General features: G+C 67.9%; 16 protein-coding genes. 8 read left to right on the plus strand and 8 right to left on the minus strand.

What is annotated here, in order from left to right; translation table 11 throughout:
* Positions 1-448: 448 nt before the first annotated feature.
* Positions 449-805, minus strand: a complete 357-nt coding sequence (locus SD37_RS37015) for a hypothetical protein (RefSeq protein ID WP_044854458.1) — start codon at positions 803-805, stop codon at positions 449-451.
* Between the two features lie 399 nt (positions 806-1204).
* Between SD37_RS37015 and SD37_RS37020 the strand changes: the two genes are divergently transcribed.
* Positions 1205-2092 (plus strand): glycoside hydrolase family 19 protein, encoded by an 888-nt coding sequence (locus SD37_RS37020; RefSeq protein WP_044854457.1) that lies wholly within the window; start codon positions 1205-1207, stop codon positions 2090-2092.
* Positions 2093-2149: 57 nt separating this feature from the next.
* On the opposite strand, the gene SD37_RS37025 is transcribed toward SD37_RS37020, so the two are convergent.
* The gene (locus SD37_RS37025; protein WP_044854456.1) at positions 2150-2650 is read right to left on the minus strand and encodes a MarR family winged helix-turn-helix transcriptional regulator; all 501 of its coding nucleotides are present in this window, start codon (positions 2648-2650) and stop codon (positions 2150-2152) included.
* 64 nt (positions 2651-2714) lie between these two features.
* Here SD37_RS37025 and SD37_RS37030 point away from each other — a divergent pair, with 64 nt between their 5' ends.
* Complete coding sequence (locus tag SD37_RS37030; RefSeq protein ID WP_044854455.1) at positions 2715-3215, plus strand: cupin domain-containing protein; 501 nt, start codon at positions 2715-2717, stop codon at positions 3213-3215.
* Here the strand turns inward: SD37_RS37030 and SD37_RS37035 are convergent.
* Entirely contained in the window at positions 3209-4117 is a 909-nt protein-coding gene (locus tag SD37_RS37035; protein ID WP_044854454.1) for a hypothetical protein, read from the minus strand. The two genes, SD37_RS37030 and SD37_RS37035, sit on opposite strands and share 7 nt — an antisense overlap.
* Before the next feature lie 12 nt (positions 4118-4129).
* On the minus strand, positions 4130-4936 hold the full coding sequence (locus SD37_RS37040) for an exodeoxyribonuclease III (protein ID WP_037315705.1): 807 nt from the start codon (positions 4934-4936) through the stop codon (positions 4130-4132).
* A gap of 117 nt (positions 4937-5053) precedes the next feature.
* On the opposite strand from SD37_RS37040, the gene SD37_RS37045 reads away from it, so the two are divergent.
* Both SD37_RS37045 and SD37_RS37050 read left to right on the plus strand, forming a co-directional pair.
* Complete coding sequence (locus SD37_RS37045; RefSeq protein ID WP_044854452.1) at positions 5054-5797, plus strand: MBL fold metallo-hydrolase; 744 nt, start codon at positions 5054-5056, stop codon at positions 5795-5797.
* A 128-nt stretch (positions 5798-5925) separates the two neighbouring features.
* Complete coding sequence (locus SD37_RS37050; RefSeq protein ID WP_145926500.1) at positions 5926-7206, plus strand: IS701 family transposase; 1281 nt, start codon at positions 5926-5928, stop codon at positions 7204-7206.
* 209 nt (positions 7207-7415) lie between these two features.
* On the opposite strand, the gene SD37_RS37055 is transcribed toward SD37_RS37050, so the two are convergent.
* Positions 7416-7721 (minus strand): SH3 domain-containing protein, encoded by a 306-nt coding sequence (locus SD37_RS37055; RefSeq protein WP_083255351.1) that lies wholly within the window; start codon positions 7719-7721, stop codon positions 7416-7418.
* A 215-nt stretch (positions 7722-7936) separates the two neighbouring features.
* The gene (locus SD37_RS37060) at positions 7937-9160 is read right to left on the minus strand and encodes an NADP-dependent isocitrate dehydrogenase (RefSeq protein ID WP_037315703.1); all 1224 of its coding nucleotides are present in this window, start codon (positions 9158-9160) and stop codon (positions 7937-7939) included.
* A gap of 237 nt (positions 9161-9397) precedes the next feature.
* On the opposite strand from SD37_RS37060, the gene SD37_RS37065 reads away from it, so the two are divergent.
* The 3 genes from SD37_RS37065 (at position 9398) to SD37_RS37075 (ending at position 11605) form a co-directional block, all read left to right on the plus strand.
* Positions 9398-9925, plus strand: a complete 528-nt coding sequence (locus SD37_RS37065) for a hypothetical protein (protein ID WP_236725204.1) — start codon at positions 9398-9400, stop codon at positions 9923-9925.
* 75 nt (positions 9926-10000) lie between these two features.
* The gene (locus SD37_RS37070; protein WP_044855625.1) at positions 10001-10588 is read left to right on the plus strand and encodes a hypothetical protein; all 588 of its coding nucleotides are present in this window, start codon (positions 10001-10003) and stop codon (positions 10586-10588) included.
* Positions 10589-10609: 21 nt separating this feature from the next.
* A complete protein-coding gene (locus SD37_RS37075; RefSeq protein ID WP_044855626.1) occupies positions 10610-11605 on the plus strand; it encodes a DUF2203 family protein in 996 nt (331 codons plus the stop codon).
* 3 nt (positions 11606-11608) lie between these two features.
* Here SD37_RS37075 and SD37_RS37080 read toward each other — a convergent pair whose 3' ends face one another.
* Positions 11609-12496 (minus strand): esterase/lipase family protein, encoded by an 888-nt coding sequence (locus SD37_RS37080; RefSeq protein WP_044855627.1) that lies wholly within the window; start codon positions 12494-12496, stop codon positions 11609-11611.
* Positions 12497-12603: 107 nt separating this feature from the next.
* Positions 12604-13038, minus strand: a complete 435-nt coding sequence (locus SD37_RS37085; RefSeq protein ID WP_201788861.1) for an Lrp/AsnC family transcriptional regulator — start codon at positions 13036-13038, stop codon at positions 12604-12606.
* 115 nt (positions 13039-13153) lie between these two features.
* Between SD37_RS37085 and SD37_RS37090 the strand changes: the two genes are divergently transcribed.
* On the plus strand, positions 13154-14017 hold the full coding sequence (locus SD37_RS37090) for an NAD-dependent epimerase/dehydratase family protein (RefSeq protein ID WP_044855629.1): 864 nt from the start codon (positions 13154-13156) through the stop codon (positions 14015-14017).
* Position 14018: the final 1 nt, after the last annotated feature.

Here is a 14018-nt window from a genome sequence, read left to right on the forward strand (position 1 = left end):
GCGGAAGTTCGAAAAGCCGCTCCAGCAGCGCGACCGCCTTCAGGGAGTCGCACCGCTCGGGGCGGCTTCTTCCGGTCCGCCAGTAGCTCAAGGTCGCGACACTGACCCGGACACCCTGCTGGGCGAGCCGATGGCGGATCCGGTCGAGACCGAGACCGCTGTCCGTGATCGCCCGGTCCAGAGCGCGAGGGAAGGGATCTCCGGGCCGGCTGCGACGCCGCGTCACCGTCATGGACCTGAGCGTGGCGATCAGCGCGCGGCTAAACAATCCGGGCCGGACTAGGTGTACCTACCCAAGTAATCCGACGGAGCGACTTTAGCCCCCTAATCGCGACCTGGAGGAGGCGCGCCGCGATCCGGAGGGGAGCGACTTTAGCCCCCTAATCGCGATCCGCGGGCGGAGCGACTTTCGCCCCCTAATCGCGATCCGGCGGTAGGGATGCGCAGGTCAGGGGCGGTGCGGGTGGGTGAGGGCCTCGCCATCGGCGAGCACTGCCTCGGCCATCGCGGCGACGTCGGCGGTGGGCTGGACCGGAGTGGCGGCAGCCGGGACGGCAGGGATGGCGGGAGCGGCTGAGCCGAGGGTGGCGGCACGCGCCTTGCGGCGCTGACGGAAGACGCCGAAGGCCATGCCGACGATGCCGAGGGCGACGGCGACCAGGCCGACCGGGCCCAGAAGACCGAACGCCATCTCCGAGCGCGAGGTCGACTCCGCGGCCGACGCCGGGCCCGCGCCCGCGATGAGCAGCGCGACGGGGATCGCGACGACCGCCGCGGCCCTGGCCGCGGGCAGAGCCGACCGCATCAGGAGATGAACTGGGTTCCGCACCGGAGTGCCTCCCGTGACGTGACAGTGCCGAACCGGAACGCTAACCCGAACGAGTGAGCATTTCCAGGTTGCTGGTCAAAAAACTACCGAGCGTGTCAAGACCTGTGGGTTCTGATCAACTCGGGGCACGAGACTAGCCCCTCACAGGGGGGATCTTTCGAGCACCCCTACCCCTCAAAGTATGTCGCGGACTGAAGGTGTTCCGGCAAAACGCGGCACATTACGCCGTTCGGCTGCCACCACAGGGCCGAACAGGCACGATCCGACTTTCCCCGGTTGGTTTCTTGCCTGCAATGGTCTATACCTGTTGGCCATACCCCTTAAAAGGTATAGACCAATCTCCCTGCATGGTCCCCTCGTACGAAGGAGCCACCGATGTCTCTTCGACGTATTCTCGCGGCGGTCGCCGCCACCTTCGCCGCCACCACGGTCGCCGTCGTCGTCCCGGCCCAGTCCGCCGCCGCGGCGGACTGCGTGGCGCCGTGGAACGCGAGTTCGGTCTACTGGGGCGGCAACACCGCCTCCTACAACGGGCACAACTGGTCCGCGAAGTGGTGGACACAGAACGAAACCCCCGGTACGGCGCAGGTCTGGGCCGATCAGGGCACCTGCGGCGGCGGCACGACCAACCCGCCGAACCCGTCCGGCTTCGTGGTCAGCGAAGCCCAGTTCAACCAGATGTTCCCCAGCCGGAACCCGTTCTACACCTACAACGGCCTGGTAGCGGCCCTGAGCGCGTACCCCGCCTTCGCGGGCACCGGCAGCGACACCGTCAAGAAGCAAGAAGCGGCGGCCTTCCTCGCGAACGTCAGCCACGAGACCGGCGGACTGGTCCACGTCGTCGAGCAGAACGAGGCCAACTACCCGCACTACTGCGACACGAGCCAGTCCTACGGCTGCCCGGCCGGCAACGCCGCGTACTACGGCCGCGGCCCGATCCAGCTGAGCTGGAACTTCAACTACAAGGCCGCCGGCGACGCGCTGGGCCTGCCGCTGCTGACCAACCCGTGGCTGGTGCAGAACGACGCGGCGGTCGCCTGGAAGACCGGCATCTGGTACTGGATGACCCAGAACGGCCCGGGCACGATGACCCCGCACAACGCGATGGTCAACAGCCGCGGCTTCGGCGAGACCATCCGCAGCATCAACGGCAGCCTCGAGTGCAACGGCGGCAACCCCGCCCAGGTGCAGAGCCGCGTGAGCAAGTACCAACAGTTCACCGGCATCCTCGGCGTCGACCCCGGCGGCAACCTCTACTGCTGACCCAGGCAGGGAGCCGAAGGAGGGCCTTCACCGCGTCACATGCGGCGAAGGCCCCCTTCAGCTTTCGAGGGACATCAGCAGCCGACGCAGCGAAGCGTCCAGGACGTCGAGATCGTCACCTAGCGGCGAAAGCAGCTTCGCGACGTTCGCGGTGTGCTCGGTCATCGCGGCGTCGACGACCTCGAAACCGCGCTCGGTCAGCGTGACCCGGAAACTGCGCCGGTCCTCCGGGTCGAGCGCGCGCTCGACCAGCCCCGCCGACTCGAGCCTGTCGATCCGGCTGGTCATCCCGGCCCGGGACATCATCAGCGTCGCGGACAGCTCGGACGGGATCAGGGTGTACGGCTTCCCGGACCGCCTCAGCGCCGCGAGCACGTCGAACTCCCCTTGTTTCAGGCCATGTTTCGCGAAAACCGCCTCCACCATCGGCGTCGTCAGCATCACCGCGCGCCCGAGGCGCCCCGCGACCCCGATCGCCCTCAAGTCCAGTTCTGGCCGCTCCCGGCGCCATGCGCCGACCACCGCGTCGATCGCGTCGGCGTTCCGCTCTTCACTCACGAGCGAAGTCTATTCGATCGGAGATAGTTTGACAGCGAACTATCCGTAGTGGAACTATTTGGCCATGACGCAAAGCATCGAAACCCGCGAACCCGTCCTCGTCCGCGCCTCCGAAGCGGAGACCGTCGGCGCCGACCCCACCCTCGTCACCCTGCTCGCCGACGTCTCGACCACAGGCGGAGTCCTGAGCAGCGCGAGAACCCGGTTGGGCGTCGGCGCCGACGGCGCGGCGCCGCACTATCACACCGGCTCCTCCGAGATGTTCTTCATGCTCGGCGGAAGGCTGGAAGTCCTTGTGGGGGAAGAGATCGTCACCGTTTCCGAGGGTGACATGCTCGTCGTCCCGCCGATGACGACACACGCCTTCCGCGCGGCGGTGGACGCTCCCGCGGACGTGCTGATCGTGTTCATCCCCGGCGTGGAACGATTCGGCTACTTCCGGCTACTGGAGAAGGTCGGCCACGGGACGGCGACAGTCCAGGAACTCTTGGACAGCCAGGAAAAATTCGACAACCACTTCGTGGACAGTCCAGTGTGGACGGAGAGCGCGAAGAGCCGTCAGTAGCCGCGCGGCGGATAGCCCGGCGGCGGCCCGTAGGGACCCGGCGGTGGATAGCCCTGCGGCGGGTACCCGGGCTGCGGATACTGCGGTTGGGGGTACTGGGGCTGAGGGTAGGGCGGCGGCGGATAGCCCGGCTGCTGCGGCGGATACGGCGGCTGGCCGTACTGCGGTGGAGGCGGATATTGCTGCGGATACCCGGGATTCTGCGGCGGATAGGGCGGTGGCGGGTACTGCTGGGGCTGCGGTGGCGGCGCGGCGGGCTGCCCACCGCCGAGGTGCAAAGGCAGCACTGAGACCAACTGCCCGAGTTTGCCCAGCGTCGCGAGGATGTCGTCCGGCTTCGTCCGGCCGAACGTCGGATTCTCGACGTAGACCAGTTCCGCCCCCACCAGCGACCAGGTGTGCAGCTTCGACGACCGCATCAGGGCGGCGACCTGCGGCGTCAGCACCTGGACCGCGATGTTCGGATCGGTGTCGATCAGCTTGTACCAGCGATTGAACTTCCGGTCCGCGGTGGCGGGCTCGGGATACTGCTCGACGTCCCAGGCGGATTCGATGCTCGACACGATCTGGAAGTTCGGCATCGGCGCGGGCAAGGTGACCACCCAGACCGTGTCGATCGAGATCGTGTCGAGCTCATTGACCTTCTTGTTGGTCCATCGCGTGTGCACGCTGGTGACCGTCGGGCGGCGGTGGTAGTCGAAAACGCTGAACGGGAGCCCGTTGTACGCGCCGCTCAGCGCGCCGAACGCGATCCGTTTGTCGCCGCGCTGGTTGAACGGCAGCACCGTCCAGCGTTCCAGCAGGTTCGGCGCGTCCGGGCTGAACTCCCACCCGTACTGGCCGGACATCTGGTAGCGCTCGGCGTTCGTCGCCTCGATACGCCTGGCTTCGTTCGTCTCCATGACCGGCCCAGGTTAGTCGGAGTAGGTCGCCGTCACGGGGGCGTGATCGGACCACCGCTGCTCGTAGGACCCGGCACGCTCGACCACGACCGAGGTGCACCGCTCGGCGAGGCCGGGGGTGGCGATCTGGCAGTCGATGCGCCAGCCCGAGTCGTTGTCGAACGCCTTCCCGCGATACGACCACCAGGTGTACGGGCCGGGACCTTCCGGGTCGAGTTTGCGCTGCACGTCGACATAACCGGCCTCGGTGAACACGCGGCCGAGCCACTCCCGCTCCTCCGGGAGGAAGCCCGAGCTCTTCTGGTTCCCCCGCCAGTTCTTCAGGTCCGTCTTCTCGTAGGCGATGTTCCAGTCCCCGACCACGACGACCTCACGGCCGCCGGCCTCGGCCTTGGCGCGCAGGTCGACGAGGTACGGCAGGAACGCCGCCATGAAGCGCTCCTTCTCGTCCTGGCGCGGGGTCCCGACGTCGCCGCTGGGCAGGTACAGGCTCGCGACCACGACGTTCGGCAGGTGGATCTCCGCGTAGCGGCCGCTGTCCTCGAATTCGGGCTCGCCGAAACCGATGCGGACCTCTTCCGGCTCGGCGCGACTGAAGAGCATGACGCCGTTGCGCCCCTTCTGTGCCGACGGCGCGTGCACCACGTGCCAGCCTTCGGGCGCGGCGGCACCGGCCGGGAGCTCCTTGAGCTCGGCCCGGACCTCCTGGCATGCGACGACATCGGCCTTGGTGGAGCCGAGCCACTCGACGAAGCCCTTTTTCGCGGCGGCACGGAGGCCGTTGACATTCACAGTGGAGACGGTCAGCACCCTTCGCACGCTACCCGGAAGGTCCGACAGAACCATCAGGGGTGGAGCGCGCGGTGAGATCCCATGGTCACGAAAGTCGCCGGAAATCGCGCGCCGTTACCCGCGGCGCTCTGCGAGACTGCGCGCATGAGCGAGCTGACCGTGCTGGGCAGCTGCGGCGCCTGGCCCGAACCGGGCCGCGCCTGCGCCGGCTTCCTCCTGGTCCACGAAGGTTTCCGGCTCGTGCTGGACCTCGGCTACGGCGTCGCGTCGCGGCTGTTCGAACACTGCCCCGGCGGCCGGGTCGACGCGGTGGTGGTGACGCACGAGCATCCCGATCACTGCGCGGACGTCAGCGCGCTCGGCCGGGCGCGTGCCTATGGGCTGCCGGACGAGCCGAGGATCCCGTTGCACTGCACGCCGGGCACGGTCCGGCGACTGGAGGCGCTGGAACCGCGGCCGCATCCGACGACGATCTTCGACGTCTTCGACCTCGGTCCGCCGCGCGAGGTCGGGCCGTTCCGGATGACCACGTTCCTGCTGCCGCACCATGTGCCGAATTACGGCGTCCGGTTGACCGCCCCCGGGCTCACCGTCGCCTATACCGGCGACAGTGGGCCCAGCCCGATCTTGGCGGAGCTGGGGCGCGATGCCGATTTGCTCATCGCCGACGCGACCCTGCAGGGTCCGTCTCCCGAGGAGACGCCGCGGCTGGTGTCGACGGCCAGCGAGGCCGGGTACTGGGCCGAACGCGGAGGTGCCCGGCGGCTGCTGCTGACTCACTTCTGGCCCGGCTCCGACCGCGAGGTCTCGGTGGCCGAGGCGCGGGAGGAGTTCAGCGGCGAGGTGCTGGCGGCTGAGGAGGGCACCCACGTGCGTTTAGCGGGCTAATACTCCAGCTGTAGTTCGTGATGGTGCTGGGTGACCCGCTGAGATGGGTGCGGCCACCGCAGTGATCATGGGTGTTTGTGAGGACAACTCAAGATCGTGTGGTGGCCGCGGCTGTCAGCGTAGAGGTTGTGCGGTGGCAGGCGTTGCTGGGTGAGGGTTTAGGTCGTGTTGCGGGCCGGTTCGCGCGGGTGGAGCCGCGTCGGCGAGCGGGCCGGTTCGTGGCGGGCCTGTTGTCGGGGCTGTCGCGGGTGAATTGCTGGACGATCGCCGAGCGGGTCGGGGAACGGACCCCGGACGGGATGCAGCATCTGCTGTCGCGGGCGAGCTGGGATGCCGACGGCGTCCGTGATGACCTGCGTGGCTGGGTGCTGGAGCACCTCGCCGATTCGGATGCGGTGCTGGTCATCGACGAGACCGGGGATCTGAAGAAAGGCACCGAGACGGTCGGGGTGCAGCGGCAGTACACCGGCACGGCGGGGCGGATCGAGAATTCGCAGATGTCGGTGTTTCTGACCTATTCCGCGCGGCGTGGGCACACGCTGATCGACCGGGAGCTCTACCTTCCTCAGAGCTGGGCCGAGGACCCGGTGCGGCGGGAACGCGCGGGTGTCCCGGCCGGAACCGGGTTCGCTACGAAGTCGGCGCTCGCCTTGTCGATGATCATCCGTGCGTTGGACGCGGGCACGCCCGCGAAATGGGTGACCGGGGACGAGGCCTACGGCAAAGACGGCGCTGGGCTGCGGGATCCGCTCGAGACCCGGGAACAGGCCTATGTGCTGGCCGTGGCCTGTGACCACCGTGTTCCCGGCCCGAGCAACGTCCGCGTCGACGAGCTGGCCGGCCGGCTCCCGAAACGAGCGTGGCAGAAACTCTCCGCCGGGCCCGGCGCGAAAGGACATCGCTACTACCTCTGGACACGGATCCGACTGAACCCGGCCGGGAAATCCGGGCATCACTGGGCCTTGATGCGCCGGAACCAGCGGACCGGCGAGACCGCGTTCTACCGCTGCTACAGCCCGCATCCGGCGTCGCTGCCCGAGCTCGCCCGGATCGCGGGGCGCCGCTGGACCATCGAGGAAACCTTCCAGACCGGCAAAGAACTCACCGGCCTCGACCAGCATCAGGTGAGGACCTGGACCTCCTGGTATCGCTGGACCACCCTGGTCATGCTCGCGCACGCCTTCCTCGCCATCGCCAGCGCTCACGCCCGCGCCGACACCACCCCGGGCCTGATCTCGTTGACACGCAACGAGATCAGGCACCTCTACAGCAAACTCGTCATCGAACCGGCCTACACCACCATCGACACCCTGGGCTGGTCGCAATGGCGACGCCGACACCAGCACCGAGCCAAAACAAGCCACTACCAGCGACGACACCAAGATCACGATCTACAGCTGGAGTACTAACCGCGATCCGCGCGGGCCCCTGCCCCCTCGCATTCAGAGGACGAAATGCACCTCAGGTGCCCCACGTCAGGTCGACTTTCGCGGGCTAACCGCGATCCGAACCCGACCCGAGCAGGACTCGCGCCCCGTCGCATCCAGAGGACTAAACGCGGGGCAGGGGCGGAGCGCGGCAGGTCGCGTTTAGCGGGCTAAACGCGACGCGGGAGGGGTCACGGGCCGCACTTCGAGCCTTCGACCGGGGTCACGTACTGGGCCGAAACCCACTTGCCCTCCGCGATCTTGCGGAAGCCGTTCTCGACCACCGGCTGGGCGTCGATCTTCGCGTCCTTGACGTACTTGCCGACGATCTTCTGCCCGCCGGGGGTGTCGCGCGCGTTGAGCACGTCGGCCGTCACCACGACCTGGCAACCGGTCGGGCTCGAAGCGCTCGACGCCCTGTCCTGCCCCGAGATGGCGACGACGACGATCAGCGCCAGTCCGCCGCCGATGAACAAGACCGGTTTCGAGATGGCCATGATGGTCACTCCTCGAACAAGGGAATCGTTTTCTTCCTCGACCAGAGTGGCAGAAGCCGGGGCGGTCGCCCAGATCCCGGATCGCCAACCACTCGGAGGCGCCAACCGGACGGCCTTCGCACTACCCACCGTCACACCACGGGCCGAAGTACGTGAAAGCCCCCTTCACCGCGCGAGACGCAGCGAAGGGGGCCTTCAGGCACTTACAGCGAAACTCAGCCCTGGGCGATCTTCTTGGCCAGGTTGTCGTCCAGCGTCGCGAGGAACTCCTCGGTGGTCTGGAACGCCTGGTCCTTGCTGATCAGCAGCGCGAGGTCCTTGGTCATCTTGCCGCTCTCGACGGTCTCGACGACGACCTGCTCCAGCTTGTTCGCGAACCCGATCAGCTCCGGGTTCGAGTCCAGCTTGCCGCGGTGCTCGAGGCCCCGGGTCCACGCGTAGATGGACGCGATGGGGTTGGTCGAGGTCGGCTTGCCCTGCTGGTGCTGGCGGTAGTGCCGGGTCACCGTGCCGTGCGCGGCCTCGGCCTCGACGGTCTTGCCGTCCGGGGTGCGCAGCACCGAGGTCATCAGGCCCAGCGAGCCGAAGCCCTGCGCGACCGTGTCGGACTGCACGTCACCGTCGTAGTTCTTGCACGCCCAGACGTAGCCGCCCTCCCACTTCATCGCGGCGGCGACCATGTCGTCGATCAGGCGGTGCTCGTACGAGATGCCCTTGGCGTCGAAGTCGGCCTTGAACTCGGCCTGGTAGATCTCCTCGAACACGTCCTTGAACATGCCGTCGTAGGCCTTGAGGATGGTGTTCTTGGTCGACATGTAGACCGGGTACTCACGGTCGAGGCCGTACTGCAGCGAGGCGCGCGCGAAGTCCTCGATGGACTTGCGGTAGTTGTACATCCCCATGGCGACGCCTCCGCCCTCGGGGAACTTCGCGACCTCGAACTCCATCGGCTCGGAGCCGTCGTCCGGGGTGTAGCTGATGGTCAGCGTGCCGGGACCGGGGACCTTGAAGTTGGTCGCCTTGTACTGGTCACCGTGCGCGTGACGGCCGATGATGATCGGCTTGGTCCAGCCGGGCACCAGCCGCGGGATGTTCTGGATGACGATCGGCTCGCGGAAGATGACACCGCCGAGGATGTTGCGGATCGTGCCGTTGGGCGAGAGCCACATCTTCTTCAGGCCGAACTCTTCGACCCGCGCCTCGTCCGGCGTGATCGTGGCGCACTTGACGCCGACACCGTGCTTCTTGATCGCGTTGGCCGAGTCGACGGTGACCTGGTCGTCGGTGCGGTCCCGCTCCTCGATGCCCAGGTCGTAGTACTCCAGGTTCACGTCCAGGTACGGGTGGATCAGCCTGTCCTTGATGAACTGCCAAATGATGCGGGTCATCTCATCGCCGTCGAGCTCGACGACGGTGCCCTGGACCTTGATCTTGGCCATGAGCAGCGGTGCTCCTTCCGCGGATCTTCGCGTTTCTTCTTCAGTCTCCGGTAGCGGTACAAGCGTACTGCTTAACGGTCCTTGATGGTTCCAGTAGTGGTCGGTATCAAGTCTCCACGAGGCCGATGTGACTGACGTCACCCGGTCGGACGACGGCCATCCGGCCGTCACGGGACCCGCGGAACCGCGACATCATCGAACCGCACTCCTCAGCCGGCCACCGGAAGGGCGGTCCCCATGTCCACCAACCCCTACGCCGTACCGCCATACGAGCAACAACAGCAGCAGCCGGCCCCGGAGCCCTACCCGCAGCCTAGGCAAAGCAGCCGCGCCGTGCCTCGCGTGCTCAGCGCGCTCGGCGGGTTCCTGCTGACGCCGGTCGCGCTCGGCATGGTGATCTACGGCGGCTCGCGGCTGCAGCGGGTGTTCGCGCAGGCCTACGGCGTCGGCGAGGACCCTCTCGGCCTGATCACGCTGTTGCTCGGCGCGCTTCTCCTGCTCGGGGTCGCCCTCCTCGGCGCGCTGTCCGGGCTCGGCCCGGTGATCGGCGGCCTCGTCTGGGGTGTGCTGCCCGGGCTGGCCGCCCTCGTCGGCTCGACGGACCTCCTGGGCCTCATGTACGACCTGGGCGGCCGGGAACTCGGCGTCGGCCTGGCGACCTGGCTGATGATGGGCTGCCTGCTCGGAAGCGGGGTCCTGCTGGTCGGGGCCGGCCTGGTCGGCACCCTCACCCGCCGCCGTCCCAGGTCGCGTTCAGCGGGCTAAACGCGCTCCCGGCGAGATCGATGTGAACCGGGTGGGCCTCGCGTCCGTAGTCCGGTTAAGGGAGGTGGCCCGCCCATGTCATCGCACCGGTACGTCGCGGAGTACGACGACGAGGACTACCAGGAGTACGGCGAGTACGACCAGCAGCCCAGGGACCCTCGCAGGCCCTACGAGGACGTCGAGTCGTACGAGCCTTACGAGCCCTTCGACGACGAGCCCGACTCCGAGGACAGCCGGGCCGGCCGAGGCGTGCGCCGGGTGCTCAGCGGCGCGAGCGGCCTGATCCTGACGCCGGTCGCCCTCGGCCTGCTGGCCTGGGGCGGCCTGCGGCAGCAGATGCTCGTCCAGGCCACCCTCAGCACCCAGCGTGACGTCTTCAGCATCGGCCTGCTCGTGGGCGGCGGGATCCTGCTGCTCGCGGTCGGGCTGCTCGGCGCGCTCTCGGCGACCGGCCCGATCGTGGGCGGCCTCGTCTGGGGCGTCGTTCCCGGCGTGGCCACCGCCGCCGTCCCGGAATGGGGCTTCCGGCTGGTGAAATACCTGCCACAGAACGACGTCACCTACGGCGTCACGAGCTGGCTGTTCATCGGCGGCCTGCTCGGGACGGGGTTCCTCCTGATCGGCGCCGGCCTCGCGGCGAGACTCGCCCGGCGGCGCCGCTGAGCATGCTGGGACCATCGGCGGATGGGATTGTTCACCGTTCCTGAAGCCCGCGCCGAACTCGCCCGGCTACGCCCCGTGCTCGACGAGCTGATCCGCCTGCGCGCCGACGCCGCCGAGCTGGCCGCGTCCCTGCGCCCCGGCGGCCGCGAGACCGCGCTCGGCGGGATGCCGGAATGGAAGGCCGCGCAGGCCAGGCTGGACGATCTGATGACCACCGTCCAGCGGACGGGCGCGGAGCTGAAGGGGTTCGCCCCGCTCCTGATCGATTTCCCCGCCGAACTCGACGGAGCGGACGTCCTGCTCTGCTGGCTCGAAGGCGATCCGGAACTCCGCTGGTATCACCGCGTCGACCTGGGGTTCGCCGGACGGCGCCGGTTGCCGGATAGGGTCGCGGCCGTGAGCGAGGAAATCGCGGCCGGCCTCTTCGACGGCGTCGCCGCGCACTACGACGAAGACGACTTTCACGGCCTGGTCGCCGACGCACTCGTCGACGGCCTCGGCAGCACGGCTCCCGAACGCGTTCTCGACGTCGCGACCGGTACCGGCGTGGCCGCGTTCGCCGCGCTGCGCCTGGAGCCGGGCGAGGTGCTCGCGATCGACATCTCGCCGGGCATGATCGCCCAGGCCGAGGCGAAGGCGGCGACACGGGATCCCGGCAAAATCATCACCTGGCAGGTCGCTTCGGCGGTCCCTTCCCCGGTGGAGGACGAAGGCGCGGACGCCGTGCTCTGCGCGTCCTCACTGCATTTCCTCGGCGCGGCCGCGCTCCGCGATTGGCTGCGGGCGTTGCGCCCCGGCGGCCGGGTGGGTTTCAGCCTCCCGCTGGCGTCGGCGTTCCGGCCGTCGGCGGCGTTCGCCGCCCTCGTCCCCACCGACCTGAAGCTGCCGGAAACCGAGGACGAGGCGGCGGAACTGGCCTCCGAAGCGGGTTTCACCGAGGTGACGGTCAAACGCTTGGACGTCGAAACGCCGGACCGGACCCGTTCGGTGTTCGTGGTGCACGCGACCAGGCCCTGAGGCCTACAGCGGCGCGAAGAACGGCACACACGTCGGCGCGGGCGCGTTCACCGGGTCGAGCGCCTTGAGGATCAGGCTCGTCACGTTCGGGTCGATCGCCTGGCTCAGATGCCCGGACACGTCAGTCGCGCAGCGGTCCTGCAGCACGATGTCGGTCGTGCCCGGCTCGCCCAGCACACCGCTGGTGTACGGCGTGACCACTCGATCGTGGCGGCTGACGATGCTCGTGTAGGTCGGCCCCGGGACGCTCACGCCGCCACGGGCGAGGTCGTCGAGGAAGTCCGACGGCGCGAGGTACTCGCGGCACGCCCCGCACACCCCGTCGGCGAGCAGGTCGATGCCGGGCAGCGAAAGGACGGCCCTGGCCAGCTCGGAAAGGCCGTTGAGCGACGTGCCCTTGAAGTTCGAGCCGAAGCCGACGAAGTGCTTCACCTTTTCCGCGCCACCCCCGAATTTGAGGTAGTACGCGGGCATCGTCGTGCCCTCGGAATGCCCGACGATGTCGACCTTGACCGCGCCGGTGCTCGAACGCACGCGGTCGACGAACGCGTCGAGTTCGACGGCGCTCTTCCGCATGGAGGCGAGTCCGCCGAACAACTGTCCGCCCAGGACGGTGGCGCCGTAGGTCAGCGAATAGACGCAATAACCGGCGTCCTTGAGTTTCGGCGCGTGAGAGAACCAGTTGGTCGTCGCGTTGCCGCCGAGGCCGTGCACCAGCACGACCGGCTCGGGATGCGCCGAACCCGGCCTGCACGACCAGTCGTTCCAGCCGCTCGTCGTGGCCGCGCCCGCCACCGCGGGGGCGGCGATCGTGAACGTCAAAGCCGCGATGACCGTGCTGAGGATCCTTCTGGTTTTCGTGGCACCGCCGTTGGTGACCCGAACCCGCATCCCTGCCTCCGATACTCGCCAGTAAGTGATGTGAGTCATCATGCGTCACAAACCGACGTCGAGAACCGGGAGAAGGACCAGACTTCCGGGCCCTCAGTTGTGACACGTCACAAGGGCAGCAGGACCCGGCGTTCGATCGGACTCGACATGACGATCGATGTCGTCGTGGCGCCCAGGGTGGACAGGTCTTCGAGGAGGTCTTCCAGATGCGTGGTGTCGCGGACGGCGATCTTGAGGATCCAGCAGTCCTCCCCCACCACGTGGTGCAGTTCGAGGATTTCGGGGCGGTCCATGAGCTTCCGCGTGCGCGGATGCCGGACGGTGAACCCGCTGTGCGGCGCCATCCGCACGAACGCCCGCAGCCCGAGGCCGATCCCGGACGGCGAGACGAGGGCCGCGTAGCCGGTGATCGTGCCGTCGGCTTCGAGCCGTTTGACGCGTTCGCCGACGGCGGCCGGGCTCAGCGAGACCCGGCGGCCGAGTTCACTCAGGGTGATGCGGCCCTCCTCCTGAAGGAATTCCAGCAGTCGCCGGTCGATCACGTCCAGTGAACTTTCAGTGGATACCTGATTCTGCCGTCGTTCTTTAACCGATTCCGCCGATACACCCATGATTTCCCCTTCAATCACCTGGATCGCCACCGTAACACTGGTGGACATGAAGAAAGTGCTCGTGCTGGGCGGAAGCCGGTACTTCGGCCGAGGGGTGGTCGAGCGGCTGCGCGACGGCGGACTGGACGTCACCGTGCTCAACCGCGGTTCCACGCCGGCGCCGTCCGGGGTCGCCCACCTGATCGCCGATCGCGACGACGAAGACGGCCTCAAGACCGCGCTGGGTTCCCGCTCCTTCGACGTCGTACTCGACCAGGTCTGCTACACCCCGGTCCAGGCGGCGATCGCGCGCCGCGTGATCCGCGCGGACCGGTACGTGATGACGTCGACCATCGAGGTCTACGACCAGATCCGGACGGATACTCCGATGGTCGAATCGCTGGTCACCCCGTCGGCCGCCGAGTTCGGACTTCCTTGGCACGACGGGGATTTCCTCGAAGCGCACTACGGCGAAGGCAAGCGGCAGGCCGAGGCGGTCTTCGCCGCCGGCGACGTGCCGTTCGCCTCGGTGCGGGCCGCGCATGTCCTCGGTGGCGACGATTTCACCGGACGGCTGCGGCATTACGTCGAACGGCTGGACGCGGGCGACGCCGTCGACGTCCACGCGCGGCCGCGGCCGACGACGTTCATCCACGAGCGTGAGATCGCCGATTTCCTCGCCTGGGCCACGGAAGCGGACTTCACCGGGGCAATCAACGCCGGTTCGCACGGAGAGCTGTCCGCGACGGACCTCGCCGGTGCCGTCGTGGCCGAGCCGCGGTTCCGGGTCGTCGAGCGGGACGCCTCGCCGTACTCCTTCGACCGGTACACGGTCCTGGACACCTCACGCGCGACCGGTCTCGGGTTTTCGTTCTCCACCACCACCGGTTGGCTCAGCGAAGCCATCGAAGAGATCCGAAAGGCACTTTGAC

This window comes from Amycolatopsis orientalis (genome assembly GCF_000943515.2).
Lineage (GTDB): Bacteria > Actinomycetota > Actinomycetes > Mycobacteriales > Pseudonocardiaceae > Amycolatopsis > Amycolatopsis orientalis.

Excerpts from the sequence above, each read along its gene's own strand:
- SD37_RS37015 (WP_044854458.1), bottom strand. The coding sequence starts at position 805 with ATGCGGTCGGCTCTGCCCGCGGCCAGGGCCGCGGCGGTCGTCGCGATC.
- SD37_RS37020 (WP_044854457.1), top strand. The coding sequence starts at position 1,205 with ATGTCTCTTCGACGTATTCTCGCGGCGGTCGCCGCCACCTTCGCCGCC.
- SD37_RS37030 (WP_044854455.1), top strand. The coding sequence starts at position 2,715 with ATGACGCAAAGCATCGAAACCCGCGAACCCGTCCTCGTCCGCGCCTCC.
- SD37_RS37035 (WP_044854454.1), bottom strand. The coding sequence starts at position 4,117 with ATGGAGACGAACGAAGCCAGGCGTATCGAGGCGACGAACGCCGAGCGC.
- SD37_RS37045 (WP_044854452.1), top strand. The coding sequence starts at position 5,054 with ATGAGCGAGCTGACCGTGCTGGGCAGCTGCGGCGCCTGGCCCGAACCG.
- SD37_RS37055 (WP_083255351.1), bottom strand. The coding sequence starts at position 7,721 with ATGGCCATCTCGAAACCGGTCTTGTTCATCGGCGGCGGACTGGCGCTG.
- SD37_RS37060 (WP_037315703.1), bottom strand. The coding sequence starts at position 9,160 with ATGGCCAAGATCAAGGTCCAGGGCACCGTCGTCGAGCTCGACGGCGAT.
- SD37_RS37065 (WP_236725204.1), top strand. The coding sequence starts at position 9,398 with ATGTCCACCAACCCCTACGCCGTACCGCCATACGAGCAACAACAGCAG.
- SD37_RS37070 (WP_044855625.1), top strand. The coding sequence starts at position 10,001 with ATGTCATCGCACCGGTACGTCGCGGAGTACGACGACGAGGACTACCAG.
- SD37_RS37075 (WP_044855626.1), top strand. The coding sequence starts at position 10,610 with ATGGGATTGTTCACCGTTCCTGAAGCCCGCGCCGAACTCGCCCGGCTA.
- SD37_RS37080 (WP_044855627.1), bottom strand. The coding sequence starts at position 12,496 with ATGCGGGTTCGGGTCACCAACGGCGGTGCCACGAAAACCAGAAGGATC.
- SD37_RS37090 (WP_044855629.1), top strand. The coding sequence starts at position 13,154 with ATGAAGAAAGTGCTCGTGCTGGGCGGAAGCCGGTACTTCGGCCGAGGG.